This window comes from Lachnospira intestinalis (assembly GCF_040095895.1).
Lineage (GTDB): Bacteria > Bacillota > Clostridia > Lachnospirales > Lachnospiraceae > Lachnospira > Lachnospira intestinalis.
Window position 1 is genome coordinate 411,249 of record NZ_JBBMFS010000001.1, and the last position, 19,712, is coordinate 430,960.

18 protein-coding genes are annotated in these 19,712 nt (G+C 42.0%); all 18 read left to right on the forward strand.

Features of this window, described 5'->3' with window-relative positions; genetic code table 11:
• The first annotated feature begins 44 nt into the window (after positions 1 to 44).
• Positions 45 to 635 carry a metallophosphoesterase family protein gene (locus WMO37_RS01985; RefSeq protein WP_022433301.1) on the forward strand — a complete coding sequence of 197 codons (591 nt, stop codon included), beginning with the start codon at positions 45 to 47 and terminating at the stop codon, positions 633 to 635.
• A 143-nt stretch (positions 636 to 778) separates the two neighbouring features.
• Positions 779 to 1,870: an aspartate-semialdehyde dehydrogenase gene (gene asd, locus WMO37_RS01990; RefSeq protein ID WP_227089652.1), complete on the forward strand. Its 1,092-nt coding sequence runs from the start codon at positions 779 to 781 to the stop codon at positions 1,868 to 1,870.
• A 193-nt stretch (positions 1,871 to 2,063) separates the two neighbouring features.
• Positions 2,064 to 3,773 (forward strand): putative bifunctional diguanylate cyclase/phosphodiesterase, encoded by a 1,710-nt coding sequence (locus WMO37_RS01995; protein ID WP_227089653.1) that lies wholly within the window; start codon positions 2,064 to 2,066, stop codon positions 3,771 to 3,773.
• 19 nt (positions 3,774 to 3,792) lie between these two features.
• Entirely contained in the window at positions 3,793 to 4,161 is a 369-nt protein-coding gene (locus WMO37_RS02000) for a response regulator (RefSeq protein WP_022433304.1), read from the forward strand.
• Positions 4,162 to 4,176: 15 nt separating this feature from the next.
• Entirely contained in the window at positions 4,177 to 4,812 is a 636-nt protein-coding gene (locus WMO37_RS02005) for a chemotaxis protein CheC (RefSeq protein ID WP_349154203.1), read from the forward strand.
• A gap of 13 nt (positions 4,813 to 4,825) precedes the next feature.
• On the forward strand, positions 4,826 to 5,914 hold the full coding sequence (locus WMO37_RS02010; protein WP_022433306.1) for a GGDEF domain-containing protein: 1,089 nt from the start codon (positions 4,826 to 4,828) through the stop codon (positions 5,912 to 5,914).
• A gap of 19 nt (positions 5,915 to 5,933) precedes the next feature.
• Complete coding sequence (gene yfbR / locus WMO37_RS02015) at positions 5,934 to 6,605, forward strand: 5'-deoxynucleotidase (protein ID WP_320055221.1); 672 nt, start codon at positions 5,934 to 5,936, stop codon at positions 6,603 to 6,605.
• A 2-nt stretch (positions 6,606 to 6,607) separates the two neighbouring features.
• Positions 6,608 to 8,578, forward strand: a complete 1,971-nt coding sequence (locus WMO37_RS02020; protein ID WP_227089655.1) for a DNA topoisomerase — start codon at positions 6,608 to 6,610, stop codon at positions 8,576 to 8,578.
• An 18-nt stretch (positions 8,579 to 8,596) separates the two neighbouring features.
• Positions 8,597 to 10,417, forward strand: coding sequence for a glutamine--fructose-6-phosphate transaminase (isomerizing) (gene glmS, locus WMO37_RS02025; protein ID WP_022433309.1), 1,821 nt, complete (start codon positions 8,597 to 8,599; stop codon positions 10,415 to 10,417).
• A gap of 21 nt (positions 10,418 to 10,438) precedes the next feature.
• Entirely contained in the window at positions 10,439 to 11,110 is a 672-nt protein-coding gene (locus WMO37_RS02030) for an acyltransferase (RefSeq protein WP_349154204.1), read from the forward strand.
• A 97-nt stretch (positions 11,111 to 11,207) separates the two neighbouring features.
• Positions 11,208 to 11,912, forward strand: a complete 705-nt coding sequence (locus tag WMO37_RS02035) for an iron-sulfur cluster assembly scaffold protein (RefSeq protein WP_022433311.1) — start codon at positions 11,208 to 11,210, stop codon at positions 11,910 to 11,912.
• A gap of 15 nt (positions 11,913 to 11,927) precedes the next feature.
• Positions 11,928 to 12,938 carry a GGGtGRT protein gene (locus tag WMO37_RS02040; protein WP_227089656.1) on the forward strand — a complete coding sequence of 337 codons (1,011 nt, stop codon included), beginning with the start codon at positions 11,928 to 11,930 and terminating at the stop codon, positions 12,936 to 12,938.
• A gap of 434 nt (positions 12,939 to 13,372) precedes the next feature.
• Positions 13,373 to 14,044, forward strand: a complete 672-nt coding sequence (locus WMO37_RS02045) for an energy-coupled thiamine transporter ThiT (protein WP_349154205.1) — start codon at positions 13,373 to 13,375, stop codon at positions 14,042 to 14,044.
• Positions 14,045 to 14,200: 156 nt separating this feature from the next.
• Positions 14,201 to 15,544, forward strand: a complete 1,344-nt coding sequence (locus WMO37_RS02050) for an MATE family efflux transporter (RefSeq protein WP_349154206.1) — start codon at positions 14,201 to 14,203, stop codon at positions 15,542 to 15,544.
• Between the two features lie 236 nt (positions 15,545 to 15,780).
• A complete protein-coding gene (locus WMO37_RS02055; RefSeq protein ID WP_022433315.1) occupies positions 15,781 to 16,320 on the forward strand; it encodes an ECF transporter S component in 540 nt (179 codons plus the stop codon).
• 739 nt (positions 16,321 to 17,059) lie between these two features.
• Entirely contained in the window at positions 17,060 to 18,619 is a 1,560-nt protein-coding gene (locus tag WMO37_RS02060; RefSeq protein WP_227089657.1) for a thiamine pyrophosphate-dependent enzyme, read from the forward strand.
• On the forward strand, positions 18,616 to 19,215 hold the full coding sequence (locus WMO37_RS02065; protein WP_349154207.1) for an indolepyruvate oxidoreductase subunit beta: 600 nt from the start codon (positions 18,616 to 18,618) through the stop codon (positions 19,213 to 19,215). The genes WMO37_RS02060 and WMO37_RS02065 overlap by 4 nt, the downstream gene beginning before the upstream one ends.
• Positions 19,200 to 19,700: a GreA/GreB family elongation factor gene (locus tag WMO37_RS02070; RefSeq protein ID WP_022433319.1), complete on the forward strand. Its 501-nt coding sequence runs from the start codon at positions 19,200 to 19,202 to the stop codon at positions 19,698 to 19,700. The genes WMO37_RS02065 and WMO37_RS02070 overlap by 16 nt, the downstream gene beginning before the upstream one ends.
• Positions 19,701 to 19,712: the final 12 nt, after the last annotated feature.

Genomic DNA, 19,712 nt, shown 5'->3' on the forward strand with positions numbered 1-19,712 from the left:
GAAAGTAGGAAGGCGGCAAAAAGAAGCTGCCACAATGAGAAAATATGAAGATACTGATATTAGCAGATGTGGAGTCAAAATACTTATGGGATTATTTTGACAAAAGTAAATTAGAAGGCGTTGATTTAATCCTGTCCTGCGGTGATTTAAATCCGCAGTATCTGTCTTTTCTGGCATCCTTTACGCAGTCACCGGTGCTTTACGTCAGAGGAAATCATGATGACTGCTATGAACAGACACCGCCGGAGGGCTGTATCTGCATTGAGGATAAGATTTATACGTATAAGGGGCTGCGGATTATGGGACTTGGCGGTTCAATCCGTTATAAAAAAGGTATCAACCAGTATACACAACGACAGATGCAGCATCGTGTCAGCCGTATGTGGCTCCAGTTAAAATGTAAAAAAGGCTTTGATATTTTGCTGACCCATTCGCCTGCTGCGGGCATTAATGACGGCTTTGACAGTGTACATCAGGGATTTACGGTATTTAACGAACTGCTTGACACGTATCACCCGGCTTATTTTATTCACGGTCACATACATAAGAATTATCAGGCAAACTTCGTGCGGGAACAGCAGTACAACGAAACAACGATTATTAACGGATATGAACGTTATATTATTGATGTTTAATAACAAAATAAAGTAATTTTGCAAAAAGTGTTGCATTCTGTAAGTTACTGTGATAATATCCTTTCAGAACAAAAAGACAAATGTCCGCCGTACAAAGACAAAAGCGGAAATTTGTTCTTGAAAAAAGAAAAGGGAGAAAGAACATGAGTGAGAAGTTAAGAGTTGGTATCCTTGGCGGTACAGGTATGGTAGGACAGAGATTTATTACACTGCTTGAAAATCATCCTTGGTTTGAGGTTGTATTGGTTGCAGCGAGCGGCCGTTCCGCAGGAAAGCTTTACGAAGAAGCTGTAGACGGACGATGGAAGATGACAGCACCGATGCCTGAATTCGTTAAGAAGATGACTGTTTATGATATGGATAAGGATTTCGATGAAATCGTATCAAAGGTAGATTTCGTATTCTGTGCAGTAAACATGCCAAAGGATGAAATCAAGGTATTAGAGGAAAAATATGCAAAGGCAGAAGTGCCGGTTGTATCTAACAACAGCGCAAACCGCTGGACACCGGACGTACCAATGGTGGTACCGGAAATCAACCCGGAACACTTAGAGGTTATTGAGGCACAGAAGAAGCGTCTTGGCACAACAAGAGGTTTTATCTGTGTAAAGCCAAACTGCTCAATTCAGAGCTATACACCGGCTTTAACTGCTTTAAAAGAATTCGGACCAAAGCTGGTTGTTGCAACAACTTATCAGGCAATTTCAGGCGCAGGAAAGACTTTTGAACAGTGGCCTGAAATGGTAGGAAACATCATTCCTTACATCGGCGGCGAAGAAGAAAAGAGTGAAAAAGAACCATTAAGACTCTGGGGTAAAGTAGAAGACGGAAAGATTGTTCCGGCTACAGATACTGTTATTACTTGCCAGTGTGTACGTGTTCCTGTATTAGACGGACATACAGCTGCTGTATTTGTGAACTTTGAAAAGAAGCCGACAAAGGAGCAGATTATTGAAAAGTGGAGAAGCTTCCGTGGCGAACCACAGGAATTAGACCTTCCAAGTGCACCAAAGCAGTTTATCCAGTATTTAGAAGAAGATGACAGACCACAGGTACAGTTAGATGTTAACTATGAAAACGGTATGGGCGTTTCTTTGGGCCGTTTAAGAGAAGATTCTGTGTTTGACTATAAGTTCATCGGTCTTTCACACAATACATTAAGAGGTGCAGCAGGTGGTGCTGTATTAATTGCAGAATTATTAAAGGCAAAGGGATATATTACTTCTAAGCAGTAATATGCAATAAAAAGTATAATATATGGCACAGAAAAAGACTGTTGCTTTGATGTTTCAAAATCGTCGAAGCACAGTCTTTTTTTGTTATGTATATTATTTTGAAATCCCGCACTTTAGTTGACATTAGTACGGCAGAATGGTAAACTAAATTCATATAATTTGTTGAACGGTTATGAGGTCAAGGGATAAAAATATGGATGGTAATGAAGAATTAAAGGAAAAATTATTAGATCACTCAATGACACGGGAAGAATTATTACTGGAACATACACATACATTTATTGCAGAATATTCTTATAAAACAGGACAGCTGGAAATTTATCCGGAAGATGGTCATTTTGTTGATTTTGATAGAAAGTCTTTGGATACGGATTTTGAACATGCCTTTTATAAAACTGTATTTAAACGGGATTTGCCACTGTACCAGCAGTTGATTGATTTTTCAGGGGTGACACACAGTGTTCAGCGGGATGCCAATATCCGTCTGTATGTTGTGCCGCATATTTATGAGTGGTTTCGGATTTCAGTGCTGTATTATATTGATGAGGACGGGGAAAGAGACCGGATTGTGCTGGCATTTACCAATGCCGAGAAAGAGCTGGAGGCTGTGCATGAACTGAAATCGCTGGTAACCGTGGATTCCCTGACACAGCTTCCGAATATCAATACCTTTTCCATGCAGACATGGGAATTGTTAAAGAATCATCCGGAGCGTGAATATGCCATTGTGCGGATGGATATCCGGAAGTTCCGCCTGCTGAATGAGTTTTATGGGACAAGTGAGGGCGATAATGTTCTCCGTTTTCTGGGTGTGAAATTACAGGAGTGTATGGATTCGGAAGAATTGTATACATATTGTCATCTGACTTCAGATATTTTTGCGGTCTGTATGTCCAGTGACATGGAGAGCATTTGCCGCGTGATTGACAGCATCCAGACTTCGATGAACCATTATCCGGTTAATTTTGAAATGGTCATGTCCTTTGGAATCTATATCATTACGGAAAAGGATAAGCAGGAAAGAATTCCGGTTGTAACGATGGTTGACCGTGCGGCAATTGCACAGCGGGTTAAGAATAATTACATGAATAAAATTGCCGTTTTTGATGATAAAATTGCTGAAAAAGAATATGCGGAACAGAATGTGATTATGGAGATGAATAATGCACTTGGTAGTGACCAGTTCCATATTTATTTACAGCCAAAGGTTGATATGATTACAGGCAGAATTGTCGGTTCAGAGGCACTTGTGCGTTGGATTCATCCGACAAAAGGTGTGATTTCCCCGGTGGATTTTGTGCCGATATTTGAAGGCAACGGCTTTATCTCGGAAATTGATTTTTATATGCTTGAGCAGGTTTGCAAAATGATCCGCAGATGGCTGGATAAAGGTCTTGAAGCAAAACCGGTATCAGTAAATTTATCCCGCAGCAATCTTTACAGCCCGCGTATTTTAAATGACATTATGACCTGTGTGGAAAGATACAGCGTGCCACATGATTTGATTGAATTTGAGATTACGGAAAGCGCATTTGCAGTTGATAATATTCATCTGAATCAGTTGATGGAACAGCTCCAAAAGAATCATTTCAGAGTACTGATGGATGATTTCGGAAGTGGTTATTCATCATTGAATGCACTGCGTGAGCTGAGTGTGGATATTTTAAAAATTGATATTAAATTCCTGCCGGTCAGCCAGAATGATAAAAGGGCAGATATTATATTAAGAAGTGTAACGCAGATGGCAGACCAGCTGGGACTGGAAATTGTTGTGGAAGGCGTGGAAACCGAAGCGCAGGCAGACCTGCTGAAAAAAATGGGCTGCAGGATTGCACAGGGGTTTTTATATTATAGACCGATGCCGATTGAAGAATATGAGCGTGTATTGAAAAAACAAAAATAGGGGAAAGCAGGAAATGAGTATGGAAGATTTGATTTTAATTGTAGATGATGCCCGCTTTGCAAGAAGAATAGAAACAAAAGCTTTGCAGGATGCGGGGTTTGAACACATTGTAGAGGCAAAGACTGCAAAAGAGGCATTGCAGATTTTTGAGGAGCAGGCACCGGAGCTGACATTGCTTGATATTACACTGCCGGATAATTCGGATCTGACACTGCTGCGGACAATGATAAAAATCCGCCCGGAAGCAAAGATTGTCATGAATTCGGCAATCGGCCAGGAACTGATTATTCAGGATGCACTGAATGCGGGAGCAAGAGATTTTATTACAAAGCCTTTTAAGGAGAAAGAATTTATAGAGAAAATCGTTAAAGTGATGAAGGGGAATTGATAAGGGGGAAAGCAAATGGAATTATTTCAAGGAAATGGCCAGTTAGATGAAGACGTCGAAGACATATTATATGAACTGGGAAATGTCGGCGTAGGAATGGTTAGCACAACGATTGGTTCAATGCTTGGTGTGCGGGCTGAAATCGGTATCCCGGTGATTACAAAAGCAGATATGCATATTGTGGAACAGATTGATAAAAAGCAGACTGAAAAGATAGGAATCTATCTGAATTTTGCTAATACACTTAACGGTGCGGTTCTTTTATTGATGGATATGCAGTTCATTCATCAGATTGTGGAAGTACTGCTGGAACAGCCTGTAGCAGAGCAGAAGCTGCTCACGGATGAGGAAAGTGCATCTGCCATTGCAGAATTTGCCAACATTATTGTGGCGTCTTACATGAATGCAATGGGAAGTTATACGGGAATCCGTATTTTTGTGACACCGGTAAGTGTAAAATTGGGCTATGCGGATGAACTGGTAGAGGATGCGTTGCAGAATTTGAATTTATGCTGCAATGAAGCGATTTGTGTTAATACCGGACTTTCTACAATTGATGCAAATGGCGGGGGACTTAGCGATGTCGGGCATTTTATTATGATGCCGGATGATGTGTCAGTGCAAAAAATTATGGAAGCAATTTCTATATGAGGTGGACAAAGCAATGGATGAACAGTTTGAAAAAACAGAAAATTCTATGAGCATTTACTATACTGTAAATAAGATGCTGATTGCATTACACATGGCGTTGCTGGTATTCTTTGTTGTGATGAGGGTTTATGTCATGGTGGCTTTCTGTGCGGCGGGGATTGTTGTATATATCTTTTCATACCGGCTGCTAGATAATCAGATGAATAAACACTATTACAAGATTACGTATTATGAAATCTGGATATGTGCGGCAGGTTCAGCCTGTATTATGGGACCGGAATACGGATTCCATCTGGCATTGATTGCAATGCTGCTGCCGGTAGCACTGGCTGTCAATACAGAAAATTTGGGGAATGATACGCGCTTTTTTAAATGCAGTTTTACGAAAAAAGAGGGAGTTTTTTTAGTTGCTGCAACAATTATTGTTTATGTCATGATGAAATTGGGAACTTATCATGACAGTTTTTTTGGCAGACATATTATTCTGCATAATTCGGTATTACAGAATGTTGTTTTTTTGGCCAATACGACATTTATTATTATATATATCTTTTATTATTTAAGCAGTTATGCAGTATATATTAATAAGAGTGAAGAATTTTTACGGCAGAAAGCTGATTATGATGAACTGACAGGGCTGTATAACCGAAACCGTATCCGTTTTATTTTAGAACACAATTATGCGGCAGCAAAAGAGGGAAATAATCCGTTTGGCGTTGCTATTATGGATATTGATGATTTTAAAAAAATTAATGACGGTTATGGACATAATGCAGGCGACTTTGTGCTAAAGCGTTTTGCGGGCATTGTAGACGGCATTGTAAGAAAATGCGAAGGACAGATCGTAGCCGGAAGATGGGGCGGAGAGGAATTCCTGATTCTGTATTACGGCGAGAATAAAGAAGACTTTTATATGCTCTTGGAGTATATCCGCATGAAGATTTACGAGGCACAGTTTTTATATGACCGAAACAGATTAAGTGTTTCCGTAACAATCGGTATGGCAGCGTTTGCAAAGGATATGTCTTTGGATGAGATTATCAACAATGCGGATATGAAGCTGTATGAAGGTAAAAAGAGCGGTAAGAATAAAGTTATGTAATGATTAAATAAGAGCTGAAATGACATCACGGCAGAGCTGTGATGTGAAATCGGAATATCAGAATATTGTGAGAATGGAGTATCAGATGAACAGCGGATATTTTTATGCGATGCTTTCCAGAATGAAATATATTAACCGCTGGGGGCTGATGCGCAATACGAAAAATGAGAATTTAAGCGAGCACAGTCTGGAAACGGCATTTATTGCACATGCATTGGGCATTATTAATAATGAAGTGTTTCATGGCAGTGTGAATGCCGAACATCTGGCAGTGCTTGCAATGTATCATGATGCAACGGAGATTATCACGGGTGATATGCCGACACCGGTCAAGTATTACAGTGAGCAGATCCGCAGGGCATACGGCGAAGTCGAAGATATTGCGGGGCGCGAGCTTTTGACCGCCATACCGGAAGAACTTAGAAGCCGTTATGAAGAACCGCTTTTGGAGTCCTCATGGAATGAGGAAGATTACCGCTTTGTCAAAGCAGCGGATAAATTATCTGCATGGTTAAAATGTATTGAGGAACGGAAAATGGGCAATACCGATTTTTACGATGCAGAGTGTACAATTCAAAACGAATTGGTAAAAATGCAGCTTCCCGAAGCAGATTATTTCTGCGAACATTTTATTCCGGCATATACAGAAACGATTGACCGGTCGGGAAATGCAGCAACGAATGGAGAATAAATGTGGGAAAATCAGTATTTATAGCGGAAAAGCCGAGCGTTGCGCAGGAGTTTGCCAAAGCCCTGCATGCGGACTTTAAAAGAAGGGACGGCTTTTTGGAATCAGAACAGTATATTGTGACATGGTGTGTCGGACATCTTGTGACAATGAGCTATCCTGATAAGTATGATGAACGTTTAAAACGCTGGAGTTTTGACACACTGCCGTTTTTGCCGAAGGAATTCAAATACGAAGTCATTCCTGCGGTGGAAAAGCAGTTTCAGATTGTAAAGGGTCTGCTGACCCGTGAAGACGTCAAGACGATATATGTATGCACCGACTCAGGACGGGAAGGAGAGTACATATATCGTCTTGTTGAACGTATGGCAGGCGTTAAGGATAAAGAGGAAAAACGTGTCTGGATTGATTCCCAGACAGAAGAAGAAATTTTAAAAGGAATCGAAACGGCAAAAGATCTGTCAGAATATGATAATCTCTGTGAAGCCGCTTATCTGCGGGCAAAGGAAGATTATCTCATGGGCATTAATTTTTCAAGGGTACTGACGTTAAAATACGGCAGAAACATTTCCAATTATTTAAAAATGGACCGTGCCGTTGTATCGGTCGGCCGTGTAATGACCTGCGTGCTGGGCATGGTAGTGCGCCGTGAACGGGAAATCCGCGCATTTGTAAAGACACCGTTTTTTAAAGTTATCGGTAAAACGGCGAATTTTGATGCTGAATGGCGCGTCTGTGAGCAGAGTAAATATTACAACACGCCGTATTTATATAAGGATAACGGATTTGTTGATAAAGAGAAAGCACAGGAGCTTGTTACATTTTTGTCAGACCCGCTTCCGGCACAGGCAGTCATTGAAAAAATAGAGCGGAAAAAAGAAACAAAAAATCCGCCGCTGTTATTTAACCTCGCTGAAATTCAGAATGAATGTGCAAAGCAGTTTAAAATCAGTCCGGATGAAACGTTAAATATTATTCAGGAACTGTATGAAAAAAAACTGGTAACGTATCCGAGAACCGATGCCAGAGTGCTTTCAACGGCAGTCTGTAAAGAGATTCATAAAAATATCGGCGGCTTGAAAAATTATCAGCCTGCCGCGGAATTTGCGGGAGAAATTTTAGAAAAACAGCTTCATAAAAATATTGCAAAAACGCGGTACTGCGATGATAAGAAAATTACCGACCACTATGCAATTATCCCGACCGGGCAGGGACTTTCTAATTTAAACCGTCTGTCACAGACCGCAGTACGGACATATGAGCTGATTGTCCGACGTTTTTTAAGTATATTTTATCCTGCGGCACAGTACAGTAGAGTAAGCATTACTTCCAAATGCAAGGCGGAAGCATTTTATGCAACCTTTAAGGTGCTGACAGATGAGGGCTATTTAAAGATTGTTAAGAACTCATTTTCCAAGCCATCCAAAGAGGATGAAGATGGAAAATGTACCCGGGAAGTCTTAGAGGCATTGAAAAAATATAAAAAAGGCGATATGATAGATTTTAATGGTTTTGAAATCAAAGAGGGTGAAACCTCGCCGCCGAAAAGATATAATTCCGGTTCGATGATTCTTGCAATGGAAAATGCAGGACAGCTGATTGAGGACGAAGAACTGCGTGCGCAGATTAAGGGAAGCGGTATCGGAACCAGTGCTACAAGAGCAGAAATTTTAAAAAAATTAAATACCATAAAATATATTTCTACAAATAAAAAGACACAGGTTATTACACCAACATTACTTGGTGAAATTATTTACGATGTGGTGGAATGTTCCATGAAGCAGCTTTTAAATCCGGAGCTGACGGCAAGCTGGGAAAAGGGACTGACCTATGTCGCAGAGGGCAGTATCACCTCACAGGAATATATGGATAAACTCGAAGGCTTTGTAGGAAGAAGAACACAGGCAGTAATGGGACTCAACAATCAAAGACAGCTGATCATGATGTTTGATGAGTCTGCGAAAAATTATAAGTAACAGAAAGGACTGGAAACAATGTGTGGAATTGTTGGCTATGTAGGTGACAGGGACTGCGCGGATGTATTAGTGGATGCGCTGTCAAAACTGGAATACAGAGGATATGATTCGGCAGGAATTGCTGTCGTTGAAAAAGGAGTTATTAAGGTTGAAAAATGCAAGGGACGTCTTGCTAATTTAGTTGATAAAATGGCAGTAGACGGGAAACCGCAGGGACATTGCGGTATCGGACATACCCGCTGGGCAACCCACGGAGAACCGTCTGATATTAATTCCCATCCGCACGGCAATAAGCGTGTTTCAATTGTACATAACGGTATTATTGAAAATTACAAGCAGATTAAGGACTTCCTGATTGAAGAAGGCTACAGCTTTGTGAGTGAAACGGATACGGAAACCGTAGCAAAGCTGTTAGATTACTATTATGTTGATGACCCGGTTGACACCATTATTAAGGTGCTTTCCGAAATTAAAGGCTCTTATGCACTCGGCATTATGTTCCGTGATTATCCGGATACTGTATTTGCTGTCCGCAAAGAGTGTCCGTTAATTGTCGGTGTCGGTGAAAATGAGAATTTTCTCGCGTCTGATGTACCTGCGATTATTAAGTACACCAGGGACTATTATCTTTTAGAGGCAAATGAAATTGCCGTGGTAAAAAAAGACAGTGTCCAGATTTATGATATGCACAAAGAACCGGTGCATAAAGAAATTAATACAGCAGACTGGGATGTCGATGCGGCTGAAAAGGGCGGATATGAACATTTTATGCTCAAGGAAATCCATGAACAGCCGGCGGCAGTCAGAGATACGGTCAGCCCCCGTATTATAAACGGTATGCCGGACTTGTCACAGGACGGCGTTGATATGCAGAAGTTAAAGGATTACCGTCAGATTTTCATTGTTGCCTGTGGTACGGCGATGCATGCAGGTATGGTGGGCAAGTACGTGATTGAAAAGCTTGCAAGAAAACCGGTGATAGTTGATATTGCATCGGAATTCCGCTACCGTGATCCGATTATCACAAAGGACGATCTGATGATTGTGATTTCACAGTCCGGTGAAACGGCAGATACCATGGCAGTACTGCGTCTTGCAAAAGAAGTCGGTGCGGCAACACTGGCAGTTGTCAATGTGGTCGGTTCTTCAATTGCAAGAGAAGCCGATATGGTCATCTATACCCATGCCGGTCCTGAAATTTCCGTGGCTTCAACCAAAGCCTATATGGTACAGATTTCGGTGATGTATCTGCTGGCATTTGAACTGGCATATGCAAACGGTACAATTGACAAGGAAAGGTGCATGGAACTGACGGCACAGCTTGGTCAGATGCCGGATATTATCAGAGAAACGCTGGAATTAAAGGATACCTGTTCCTTTGTGGCTTCAAAGCTTGTCAATGCAGAAAGTCTGTTATATATCGGACGGGGACTGGACTATGCACTGAGTATGGAAGGCTCTTTAAAATTAAAAGAGATTTCTTATATTCATTCTGAGTCCTATGCAGCAGGTGAATTAAAGCACGGGACAATTTCACTGATTACGGAGGGAATGCCGGTGATTGCCGTGGCAACGCAGAAAAAGCTGATTGAAAAAACGGTAAGTAATATCCGTGAAGTCAAAGCCCGTGGTGCGATGGTTATCTTGATTTGCGACAACAGTATTGAAGTGGGAGAAGGTGTGGCAGACTACATTATCCGTCTTCCGCAGACCGACGAACAGCTTATGCCGATGGCAGCGGCAGCTCCGTTACAGCTGATTGCTTATTATACCTCTGTTTTAAAGGGCAATGATGTAGATAAGCCGAGAAACCTTGCAAAATCGGTTACGGTAGAATAAAAAGGAAAGGCGGAAAATTTCATGAACGAACAGATTACAATTTCTGCACTTTATGACTTAAACGAAACAATCGCCGCAGACATTTTTAAGGATTGTACTTATCCGTGGGAAGTGCTTGCAAAAATCGGTGATTTTATCAAAGAACTGGGAAAGACCCTGCCGGAGGATGAATACGAACAGCGGGCAGAAGATGTCTGGGTTGCAAAGAGCGCAACTGTTTATCCGACAGCGTATATTAACGGTCCGTGTATTATCGGCAAAGAGGCGGAGGTACGTCACTGCGCATTTATCCGCGGCAAGGCAATTGTCGGAGAGGGCGCTGTTGTCGGCAATTCGACGGAATTAAAAAATGTGATTTTATTTAATAAAGTACAGGTGCCGCATTATAACTATGTGGGCGATTCCATTTTGGGATATAAGGCACACATGGGCGCCGGTTCGATTACATCCAATGTCAAGTCCGATAAAAAGCTGATTACAATAAAGGCGCCGGATATGCCAATCGATACCGGAATCAAAAAAATCGGTGCATTTTTAGGAGATGGTGTAGAAGTCGGCTGTGGAAGCGTATTAAATCCGGGTACGATTGTTGGCAGAAACAGCAACATTTACCCGCTTTCGAGTGTGCGTGGCTTTGTACCGGCGGGAAGCATTTATAAGAATAAGACGGAAATCGTCGAAAAAAATCAATAAAGCACATTGACTAATTACAGAGATTGTGAGAAAATAAGCAAAGTACGAATAAAGTAAGTACTGTATATTTGCTTTAAGTTACGAAAGGAGTATGAAAATGATTTATACACAAGAAGTAGAAAATATGTGTCCAGTAGCACAGGGCGTTCATCATGGCGCAGCCCCGGTTCCTACAGAAGGAAAATGGGTACAGAACAAGGAAGTTAAGGATATTTCAGGCTTTACACACGGTGTAGGCTGGTGTGCACCACAGCAGGGTGCATGTAAGCTCACTCTGAATGTAAAGGAAGGTATCATTCAGGAAGCACTCGTTGAAACAATCGGATGTTCAGGTATGACACATTCAGCAGCGATGGCAGCTGAAATTCTTCCGGGCCTCACAGTAATGGAAGCTTTAAATACTGACCTTGTATGTGATGCAATTAACACAGCAATGAGAGAACTTTTCTTACAGATCGTATACGGAAGAACTCAGAGTGCATTCTCTGAAGACGGTCTTGCAGTTGGTGCAGGTCTTGAAGATTTAGGTAAGGGACTTCGTTCTCAGGTTGGTACAATGTACGGTACATTAAAGAAGGGACCTCGTTATCTTGAGATGGCAGAAGGTTATGTAACAGGTATCGCTCTTGACAAGGATAACCAGATTATTGGTTACAAGTTCGTAAGTCTTGGAAAGATGACAGATTTCATCAAGAAGGGTGATGATCCGAACACAGCTTATGAAAAAGCAAGTGGACAGTACGGCAGAGTTGCTGACGCTGTAAAGATTATTGACCCAAGAACAGACGAAGAAGTAAAGTAAGGAGGAGATACGACAATGGCTTTATTTGAATCATATGAAAGAAGAATAGATAAGATTAACTCCGTATTGAACAGCTATGGCATTTCTTCTATTGAAGAAGCAGAAAAGATTACTAAGGATGCAGGCTTAGATGTATACAATATGGTAAAGGGCATTCAGCCGATTTGTTTTGAAAATGCATGCTGGGCATACACAGTAGGTGCAGCAATCGCAATCAAGAAGGGTGCAAGAAAGGCTTCTGAAGCAGCTGCTGCTTTAGGTGAAGGTCTTCAGGCATTCTGTATTCCGGGTTCTGTAGCTGACCAGCGTAAGGTTGGTTTAGGACATGGTAACTTAGGTAAGATGCTTCTTGAAGAAGATACAGAATGTTTCGCATTCTTAGCAGGTCATGAATCATTTGCCGCTGCCGAAGGTGCTATCGGTATCGCAGAAAAGGCAAACAAGGTTCGTAAAAAGCCTTTAAGAGTTATCTTAAACGGTCTTGGTAAGGACGCTGCAAAGATTATCTCAAGAATCAACGGATTTACATTTGTTGAAACAGAAATGGATTACAAGACAGGCGAAGTTAAGGAAATTTCCAGAACAGCTTACTCTGACGGACTCCGTTCTAAGGTAAACTGCTACGGTGCAAACGATGTAACAGAAGGTGTTGCAATCATGTGGAAGGAAAATGTTGATATCTCTATCACAGGTAACTCAACAAACCCTACAAGATTCCAGCATCCGGTTGCAGGTACATATAAGAAGGAAAGATTAGAAGCCGGCAAGAAGTATTTCTCAGTTGCTTCAGGCGGTGGTACAGGACGTACACTTCACCCGGATAATATGGCAGCCGGTCCTGCTTCTTACGGTATGACAGATACTATGGGACGTATGCACTCAGATGCACAGTTCGCCGGTTCTTCATCAGTTCCTGCTCACGTAGAAATGATGGGTCTTATCGGTATGGGTAACAACCCAATGGTTGGTGCTACAGTTGCAGTTGCAGTTGCTATTCAGGAAGCTGCTGACAACGGTAAGTTCTAATTAAAAACAATTCGTCAGGAATTAAAATCTAATAAAACCGCTTAACGTGGAGTTTACAGGGTAAATCAGATTCGATGTAATTCGGTTTGATTTATCCTGGTTTTTACTTTATAGGAAATTAAATAGGATAATTACATCAGCATAAAATGATGAACTGATGGTATTTGGACAGCTCGACATTGATGAGAGTGCAATCTGGAGCCTTTTGCTGGCAAGGAGATATTGAAGCGGTAAATTATTATATGAATAAAGTTGCATCAGAAATATTCAGCTTTTTTTGATGTTGGTATGATGCAGAGCTTATTGCAAGGGGCATTTCAAAGGAAAGAATAAAACATTATGGATTTGCGTTTGAAGGAAAAAATGTACTTATTGCACAAGCATAGAATATCAGTTGCAGTACAAAAATACTCTGAACAGAATAGGAGAAAGAAATGAATTTTTTTGTAACAAAAATCGTTGAAGATTCGGATGTGACGTATAACCTGACCGTGGCGGGATATGTGGCACTGGCGGCAGTGATGCTGGTCGTATTTGCGGCAGGCTGTATGTTTCGGGACGAAAATAAAAAAATGGATGCAAAGCAGATTGCATTCTGCGCCATGGCAATGGCACTTGCAGTTGTTACGTCCATGTTTAAAATTATTGATATGCCAATGGGTGGTTCGGTGACATTGTTTAGTATGCTGTTTATCGTGCTGACAGGCTATTGGTTCGGTGTCAGAACCGGTATTACAACGGCAGTGGCATACGGCATTTTGCAGTTACTGATTAATCCGTACATTATCAGTATCTGGCAGATGTTAATGGACTATATTTTTGCATTTGGCGCATTAGGACTTGCCGGATTATTTTCCAATAAGAAAAAGGGTCTGATAAAGGGATATATTGCCGGTATTTTAGGACGGTACTTTTTCTCATTTTTATCCGGATGGATATTCTTTGCCGTGTATACACCGGATTTTTTTAACAGTGCCATCTTATATTCGCTGGCATACAACGGTGCTTATATCGGGCTGGAAGCAGCAATTACATTAATTGTGCTGGCACTTCCGCCGGTCAATGAGGCAATGCAGGCAGTAAAAAAGCTGGTTTGTGAGGCGTAAAACCAGTAATTACATAATATATTTGTTCCAAACCAATAATGCAAAATAAAAAAAATTGCCTTGACTCTACAATCGTTATAGAGTTTATACTGTGTAAGCAATAAATGTAAAATACAAAAAGTGCAAAAATGATATGGAAATGAGGAAACATAGGATATGGAACAGGATTTAACAACGGGCAGTGTTTTCAAACGCATTGTATATTTTTCACTGCCGTACTTATTGTCTTATTTTTTACAGACATTATACGGTATGGCGGATTTGTTTATAACAGGGCAGTTTTACGGAGTGGATACGATTACAGCCGTATCAAACGGCAGTCAGATCATGCACATGATGACGGTCATTATTGTGGGGCTGGCAATGGGCACAACGGTTACAATCGGGCACAGCGTGGGCGCAAAATGCATGGAGCAGGCAGAAAAAATCATCGGCAATACCATTACGCTTTTTATGGGAATTGCCGTTGCATTTACCGTCATACTGGTTGCACTGGTAAAGCCGATAGTGGTTCTGATAGCAACACCGCAGGAAGCAGTGGCGGGAACAAGCATATATCTTTTAATCTGTTTTATCGGGATTCCGTTTATTACCGCTTATAATATTATCAGTTCGATTTTCAGGGGATTGGGCGATTCCAAAAGCCCGATGTATTTTATTGGAATTGCCTGTGTGATGAATATTGCATTGGATTACCTGTTTATGGGTGCATTTCATATGGGTGCGGCAGGCGCAGCACTTGGAACGGTCTGCGCGCAGACGTTTAGTGTACTGGTGGCATTATGGGTAATCCGCAGAAGAAAAACAGGCATTTCTTTAAAGAAAAGTGACTTTAAAATTGAAAGAGCAGTTATCGGGCAGGTATTAAAAATTGGAATTCCGGTGGCACTGCAGGACGGTTTTATACAGGTTGCATTTATGATTATTACGGTGATTGCCAATTCCAGAGGTGTATCCGATGCGGCGGCAGTCGGCGTTGTTGAAAAAGTAATCAGTGCTTTATTTATTGTTCCGTCATCAATGCTTGCGACAGTATCTGCGCTTTCCGCACAGAATCTCGGTGCGGGAAAAGAAAAGCGTGCAACGGATACCCTGCGTTATGCAACGGTTATTACGACAATATATGGCGTGATTGTTGCCGTGCTTATACAGTTTATCGCGGAAAATGTAGTTGGTATTTTTACATCGGATACGACCGTAGTTACCATGGGAAGTGCCTATATCCGTTCCTATATCTGGGATTGCATCTTTGCGGGAATCCATTTCAGCTTCAGCGGCTATTTTGCGGCATGTGGAAAGTCCTATATTGGATTTCTGCACAATATAATTTCGATTACATTTGTGCGTGTTCCGGGTTCGTATCTGGCATCGAAATATTTTACCGATACGCTGTATCCAATGGGACTTGCGGCACCGGCGGGGTCACTGGTATCCGTGGCAATTTGTGTGACTGCATTTATATTGTTAAAGAGAAAAAGCCGTGTGGCACAGACAGTATGAACCAGGATGGAAAATCGTTCAATAGGTGAAGTGGCGAAAGAGCGCAAAATTACACATCGGTTAAAACGCATTTTCGTCGGCATCGTGATTGCAAAAGAACAGTCGCTGATATAAAACTGACCATAAAGCCGCGACTATCTGGCTATAAAAGATAAAGCTGAAATGAGTATTTACGAAAAGACCAATGTCCGTTATTCTATTATGTAAATGAATTACGGGAAGGAATGGACAATAATATGAGTAGTAGTACAAATGCAGTAAAAAGAGAAAGTATCCATCTGAGTATGACGGATTTTTGTATGACGGCGGTGTGTATGGCACTGACCTGTATCGCAACCATGCTGATTCAGATACCGATTCCACTGGGATATGCACATCTTGGCGACAGTGTGATTTTAATAACCGCTTATTTATTCGGACCGGTGGTTGGAGCACTTGCAGGCGGTATCGGCTCGGCAATGGCAGATATTCTGACAGGATATCCGGTGTGGGCAGTACCGACACTTCTGATAAAGACAATAATGCCGCTCATTGCCTGCTATATTTTTCAGAATAAGGTTTCAAGAAAGCCGGTTATATCGGTACGCGTTCTTGTGGGAGCAGTTGTGACATTGCTGTTTATGACAGCAGGATATGTATTTTTCGGCGGAATCCTGTACGGAAGCTGGGCATTAGGACTGGCATCAGCACCGGGACTGCTGTTAAAATCCGTTGTCAACCTTATTGTATTTATAGTTGTAGGCACAGGCTTATCAAAAGTTGTAAAAAACAGATAAAATGAAAGAAGAAAATGAGTCTTGTTGAAATACATTACAGAGTATTTCAACAAGGCTCATTTTGCGTTATCGGCAAAAGCAGCCCGTAAAATATTGAAAAATTTAATAAAATATTTTCTGAAAATAATTTGCCCCACATACGTATTGTGCTATAATGTGCGTAAGCAATGAGCCGTGCCAGACGGAAGCGGAAAAAAGAGCTGTGCTTGTACAAAGCTCTTTTAGACGATTTCGTCTGATAGGGCGAACGCCCGACAGTGCAGGGGCGCGAAGCGTTCCTGCACATGCACGGCGAAAGAGAGCCGAAGGGAAGCGGAAAAAAGAGCTGTGCTTGCACAAAGCTCTTTTAGACGCATTCGTCTGATAGGGCGAACGCCCGACAGTGCAGGGGCGCGAAGCGTTCCTGCACATGCACGGCGAAAGAGAGCCGAAGGGAAGCGGAAAAAAGAGCTGTGCTTGCACAAAGCTCTTTTAGACGCATTCGTCTGATAGGGCGAATGCCCGACAGAGAGAGGAAATATACGAATGTTGAAGGTTTATTATTGTAAAAGTTGCAATAAAATATTTTATCTACAGCGGGAAACGGATATTTCCTGCAAAATCTGTTCAGAACCGATGATAAAACTCAGCAAGCCTTATGAAGAATACACACGGCTCGACGAAGAAGAACGTAAAGAATTTATCGGACAGGACATTCAAAAACATATTCAATCAGATATACGGAAGGGGGATTAAAGCGGTGTCGGAAGTCAGGTTAATGCTTGGAAACGAAGCGATTGCAAGAGGAGCTTATGAAGCGGGGGTAAAGGTTTCGGCGGCATATCCGGGAACACCGAGTACAGAGATTAATGAAAGTCTTGCGCAGTATCGTGAGGTATACTGCGAGTGGTCGTCCAATGAAAAGACCGCACTGGAAACGGCAATCGGCGCGTCGCTTTCGGGTGTGCGTGCTATGGCCTCCATGAAGCAGGTCGGAGTCAATGTTGCCAGTGACCCGCTTTATACGGCAGCGTATATGGGGGTAAACGGTGGACTGGTGCTGGTAGCGGCAGATGATCCGGGAATTTACAGTTCGCAGAATGAACAAGATACGCGTTGTATTGCAAAAGCGGCACAGATACCGGTATTGGAGCCTGCAGATTGCTGTGAGGCTAAGGCATTTATGAAAAAAGCATTTGAATACAGTGAACAGTACGATACGCCGGTAATTTTACATACAACCACAAGACTTTCCCACTCCAGAGAACCGGTTACGGAAGAACCACGCATTGCGAATACAGAAAAGCCCTATGTGAAAAATGCGGCAAAGAATGTTATGCTTCCGGGTTTTGCCCGCAAACGGCATATATTTGTTGAAGAACGCATGGAACAGTTGGAGCGGGAGTGTTCTGATTTTGACATCAATACCATAGAATATCAGGACATGGATATCGGTATTATTACAGGCGGTATAGCCTATCAGTACGTCAAGGAAGCCATGCCACAGGCTTCGGTTTTAAAGCTGGGTATTGTCAATCCACTGCCAAAAGACCTGATTACTGCATTTGCAAAAAAGGTAAAGCAGCTTTATATTGTTGAAGAATTAGAACCGGTGATACAGGAAAAGGTGCAGTCGTGGGGAATTGCCTGTCAGGGAAAGGAACTTTTTACACGACACGGAGAATACAGTGTGAATCTGATTCGCCATGGCATTTTAAATGAACCGTTAAAAGAAGCTATAACAGGAGATTTGATGCGCAGACCACCGTCTTTTTGTCCGGGTTGTCCGCACAGGGCAGTTTTTTCACTGTTAAAGCAGATGAATTATCATGTGGCGGGGGATATCGGCTGTTATACGCTTGGAGCACTTCCGCCGTTTGAAGTGATAGATGACGTGGTGTGTATGGGTGCGGGAATTTCAACCCTGCACGGCATGGAAAAGGCAAAGGGCAGTGCGTATATCAAAGACTGGGTTGCAGTAATTGGGGATTCAACTTTTATGCACACAGGAATAAACGGTCTGATAAATATGGTGTACAATAAAGGCACAGGCACAGTGATTATACTGGATAACGGTACAACAGCAATGACCGGACATCAGGACCATGCCTCTTCGGGTGCAACGCTTCAACAGGGCGAGGTTATGCCCATTTCTATTGCAAAATTATGTCGTTCACTGGGTATTTTGGATGTTTACGAGGTCAATGCATTTGATACAAAGAAAATGAAGGAACTGCTGTTGGAAGCAGTTCCGCGGAAAAGTGTTACGGTTATTATTGCACAGGCACCGTGTGTATTAAGAAAGAGGCACAGAGAATGATAAAAAATGTTATAATTGCAGGAGTAGGCGGCCAGGGTACGATCTTTGCAGGAAAGATACTTGGCACAATGGCATATCAGACAGGGCTGCATGTGAAAATATCGGAAATTCATGGAATGTCCCAGCGGGGCGGCAGTGTCGTGACACAGGTGCGCTTCGGGGAACATGTATATGCGCCGCTTGCACAAGCCGGAGAGGTTGATGTACTGATTGCCTTGGAAGAACTGGAAGCCCTGCGGTACGCATCATATTTAAAAGAAAATGGAATTTTGCTGATGTGTAACTGCCGGATTAAACCGACAGCATCAGACGGCGGTATATATCCGCAGAGTATCCGCACACAGCTTGAACAGAAATACTACGTATATTATATGGAAGAAATTCCACTTCGGGATAAGACATTAAACGTCCGTATGGTCGGTGCGGCAGCAGGATGCCTTGGATTTTCAAGGGAGGACGGAATAAAGGCACTGGAACAGAATGTAGCAGCCGAATTTTTAGAGAAAGATAAGAAAGCATTTCTTGAGGGCTGGGAGATTTATGAGCAGACACAAAAATCGCCTGCGGAATGGAGAGTAGTATGCACAACGAATTGACGAAAAATGATATAAAAAAAATGGAAGATGAAATTGAGTACCGTGTACAGGTTGTCAGGAAACAGGCTTTGGAGGATGTAAAAGAGGCGAGAGCGCATGGGGATTTAAGTGAAAATTTTGAATACCATGCCGCTAAAAAATTTAAAAACCAGAATGAAAGCCGTATCCGATATTTGCAGAGAATGATTAAATCTGCGGTTGTCATTTCCGATGAATCGGCAGAAGATGAGGCAGGGGTCAATAATACGGTTGAAATCTATTATGAAGACGATGGCTCGACAGAAACAATTAAGCTGGTTACGACGGTGCGCGGCGATTCGCTGGAAGGCTATATCAGCATTGAATGTCCGCTGGGAAAGGCACTGCTCGGACATAAGGTCGGTGACCGTGTACTCGTAGAGGTGAATGACCATATCAGCTATTATGTTGTGATAAAGTCGATTCAGAAAACAGATGATTCGGGGGATAAAATCCAGAGCTATTAAAAGAAAGCAAAA

Bases quoted from the DNA above. Each gene is read 5' to 3' on its own strand.
- WMO37_RS02070 (WP_022433319.1), top strand. From the start codon at position 19,200: ATGCACAACGAATTGACGAAAAATGATATAAAAAAAATGGAAGATGAA.
- WMO37_RS02010 (WP_022433306.1), top strand. From the start codon at position 4,826: ATGGATGAACAGTTTGAAAAAACAGAAAATTCTATGAGCATTTACTAT.
- yfbR (WP_320055221.1), top strand. From the start codon at position 5,934: ATGACATCACGGCAGAGCTGTGATGTGAAATCGGAATATCAGAATATT.
- WMO37_RS02040 (WP_227089656.1), top strand. From the start codon at position 11,928: ATGGCTTTATTTGAATCATATGAAAGAAGAATAGATAAGATTAACTCC.
- WMO37_RS02050 (WP_349154206.1), top strand. From the start codon at position 14,201: ATGGAACAGGATTTAACAACGGGCAGTGTTTTCAAACGCATTGTATAT.
- WMO37_RS02045 (WP_349154205.1), top strand. From the start codon at position 13,373: ATGAATTTTTTTGTAACAAAAATCGTTGAAGATTCGGATGTGACGTAT.
- glmS (WP_022433309.1), top strand. From the start codon at position 8,597: ATGTGTGGAATTGTTGGCTATGTAGGTGACAGGGACTGCGCGGATGTA.
- WMO37_RS02055 (WP_022433315.1), top strand. From the start codon at position 15,781: ATGAGTAGTAGTACAAATGCAGTAAAAAGAGAAAGTATCCATCTGAGT.
- WMO37_RS02065 (WP_349154207.1), top strand. From the start codon at position 18,616: ATGATAAAAAATGTTATAATTGCAGGAGTAGGCGGCCAGGGTACGATC.
- WMO37_RS02030 (WP_349154204.1), top strand. From the start codon at position 10,439: ATGAACGAACAGATTACAATTTCTGCACTTTATGACTTAAACGAAACA.
- WMO37_RS02005 (WP_349154203.1), top strand. From the start codon at position 4,177: ATGGAATTATTTCAAGGAAATGGCCAGTTAGATGAAGACGTCGAAGAC.
- asd (WP_227089652.1), top strand. From the start codon at position 779: ATGAGTGAGAAGTTAAGAGTTGGTATCCTTGGCGGTACAGGTATGGTA.
- WMO37_RS01995 (WP_227089653.1), top strand. From the start codon at position 2,064: ATGGATGGTAATGAAGAATTAAAGGAAAAATTATTAGATCACTCAATG.
- WMO37_RS02035 (WP_022433311.1), top strand. From the start codon at position 11,208: ATGATTTATACACAAGAAGTAGAAAATATGTGTCCAGTAGCACAGGGC.
- WMO37_RS02000 (WP_022433304.1), top strand. From the start codon at position 3,793: ATGGAAGATTTGATTTTAATTGTAGATGATGCCCGCTTTGCAAGAAGA.
- WMO37_RS01985 (WP_022433301.1), top strand. From the start codon at position 45: ATGAAGATACTGATATTAGCAGATGTGGAGTCAAAATACTTATGGGAT.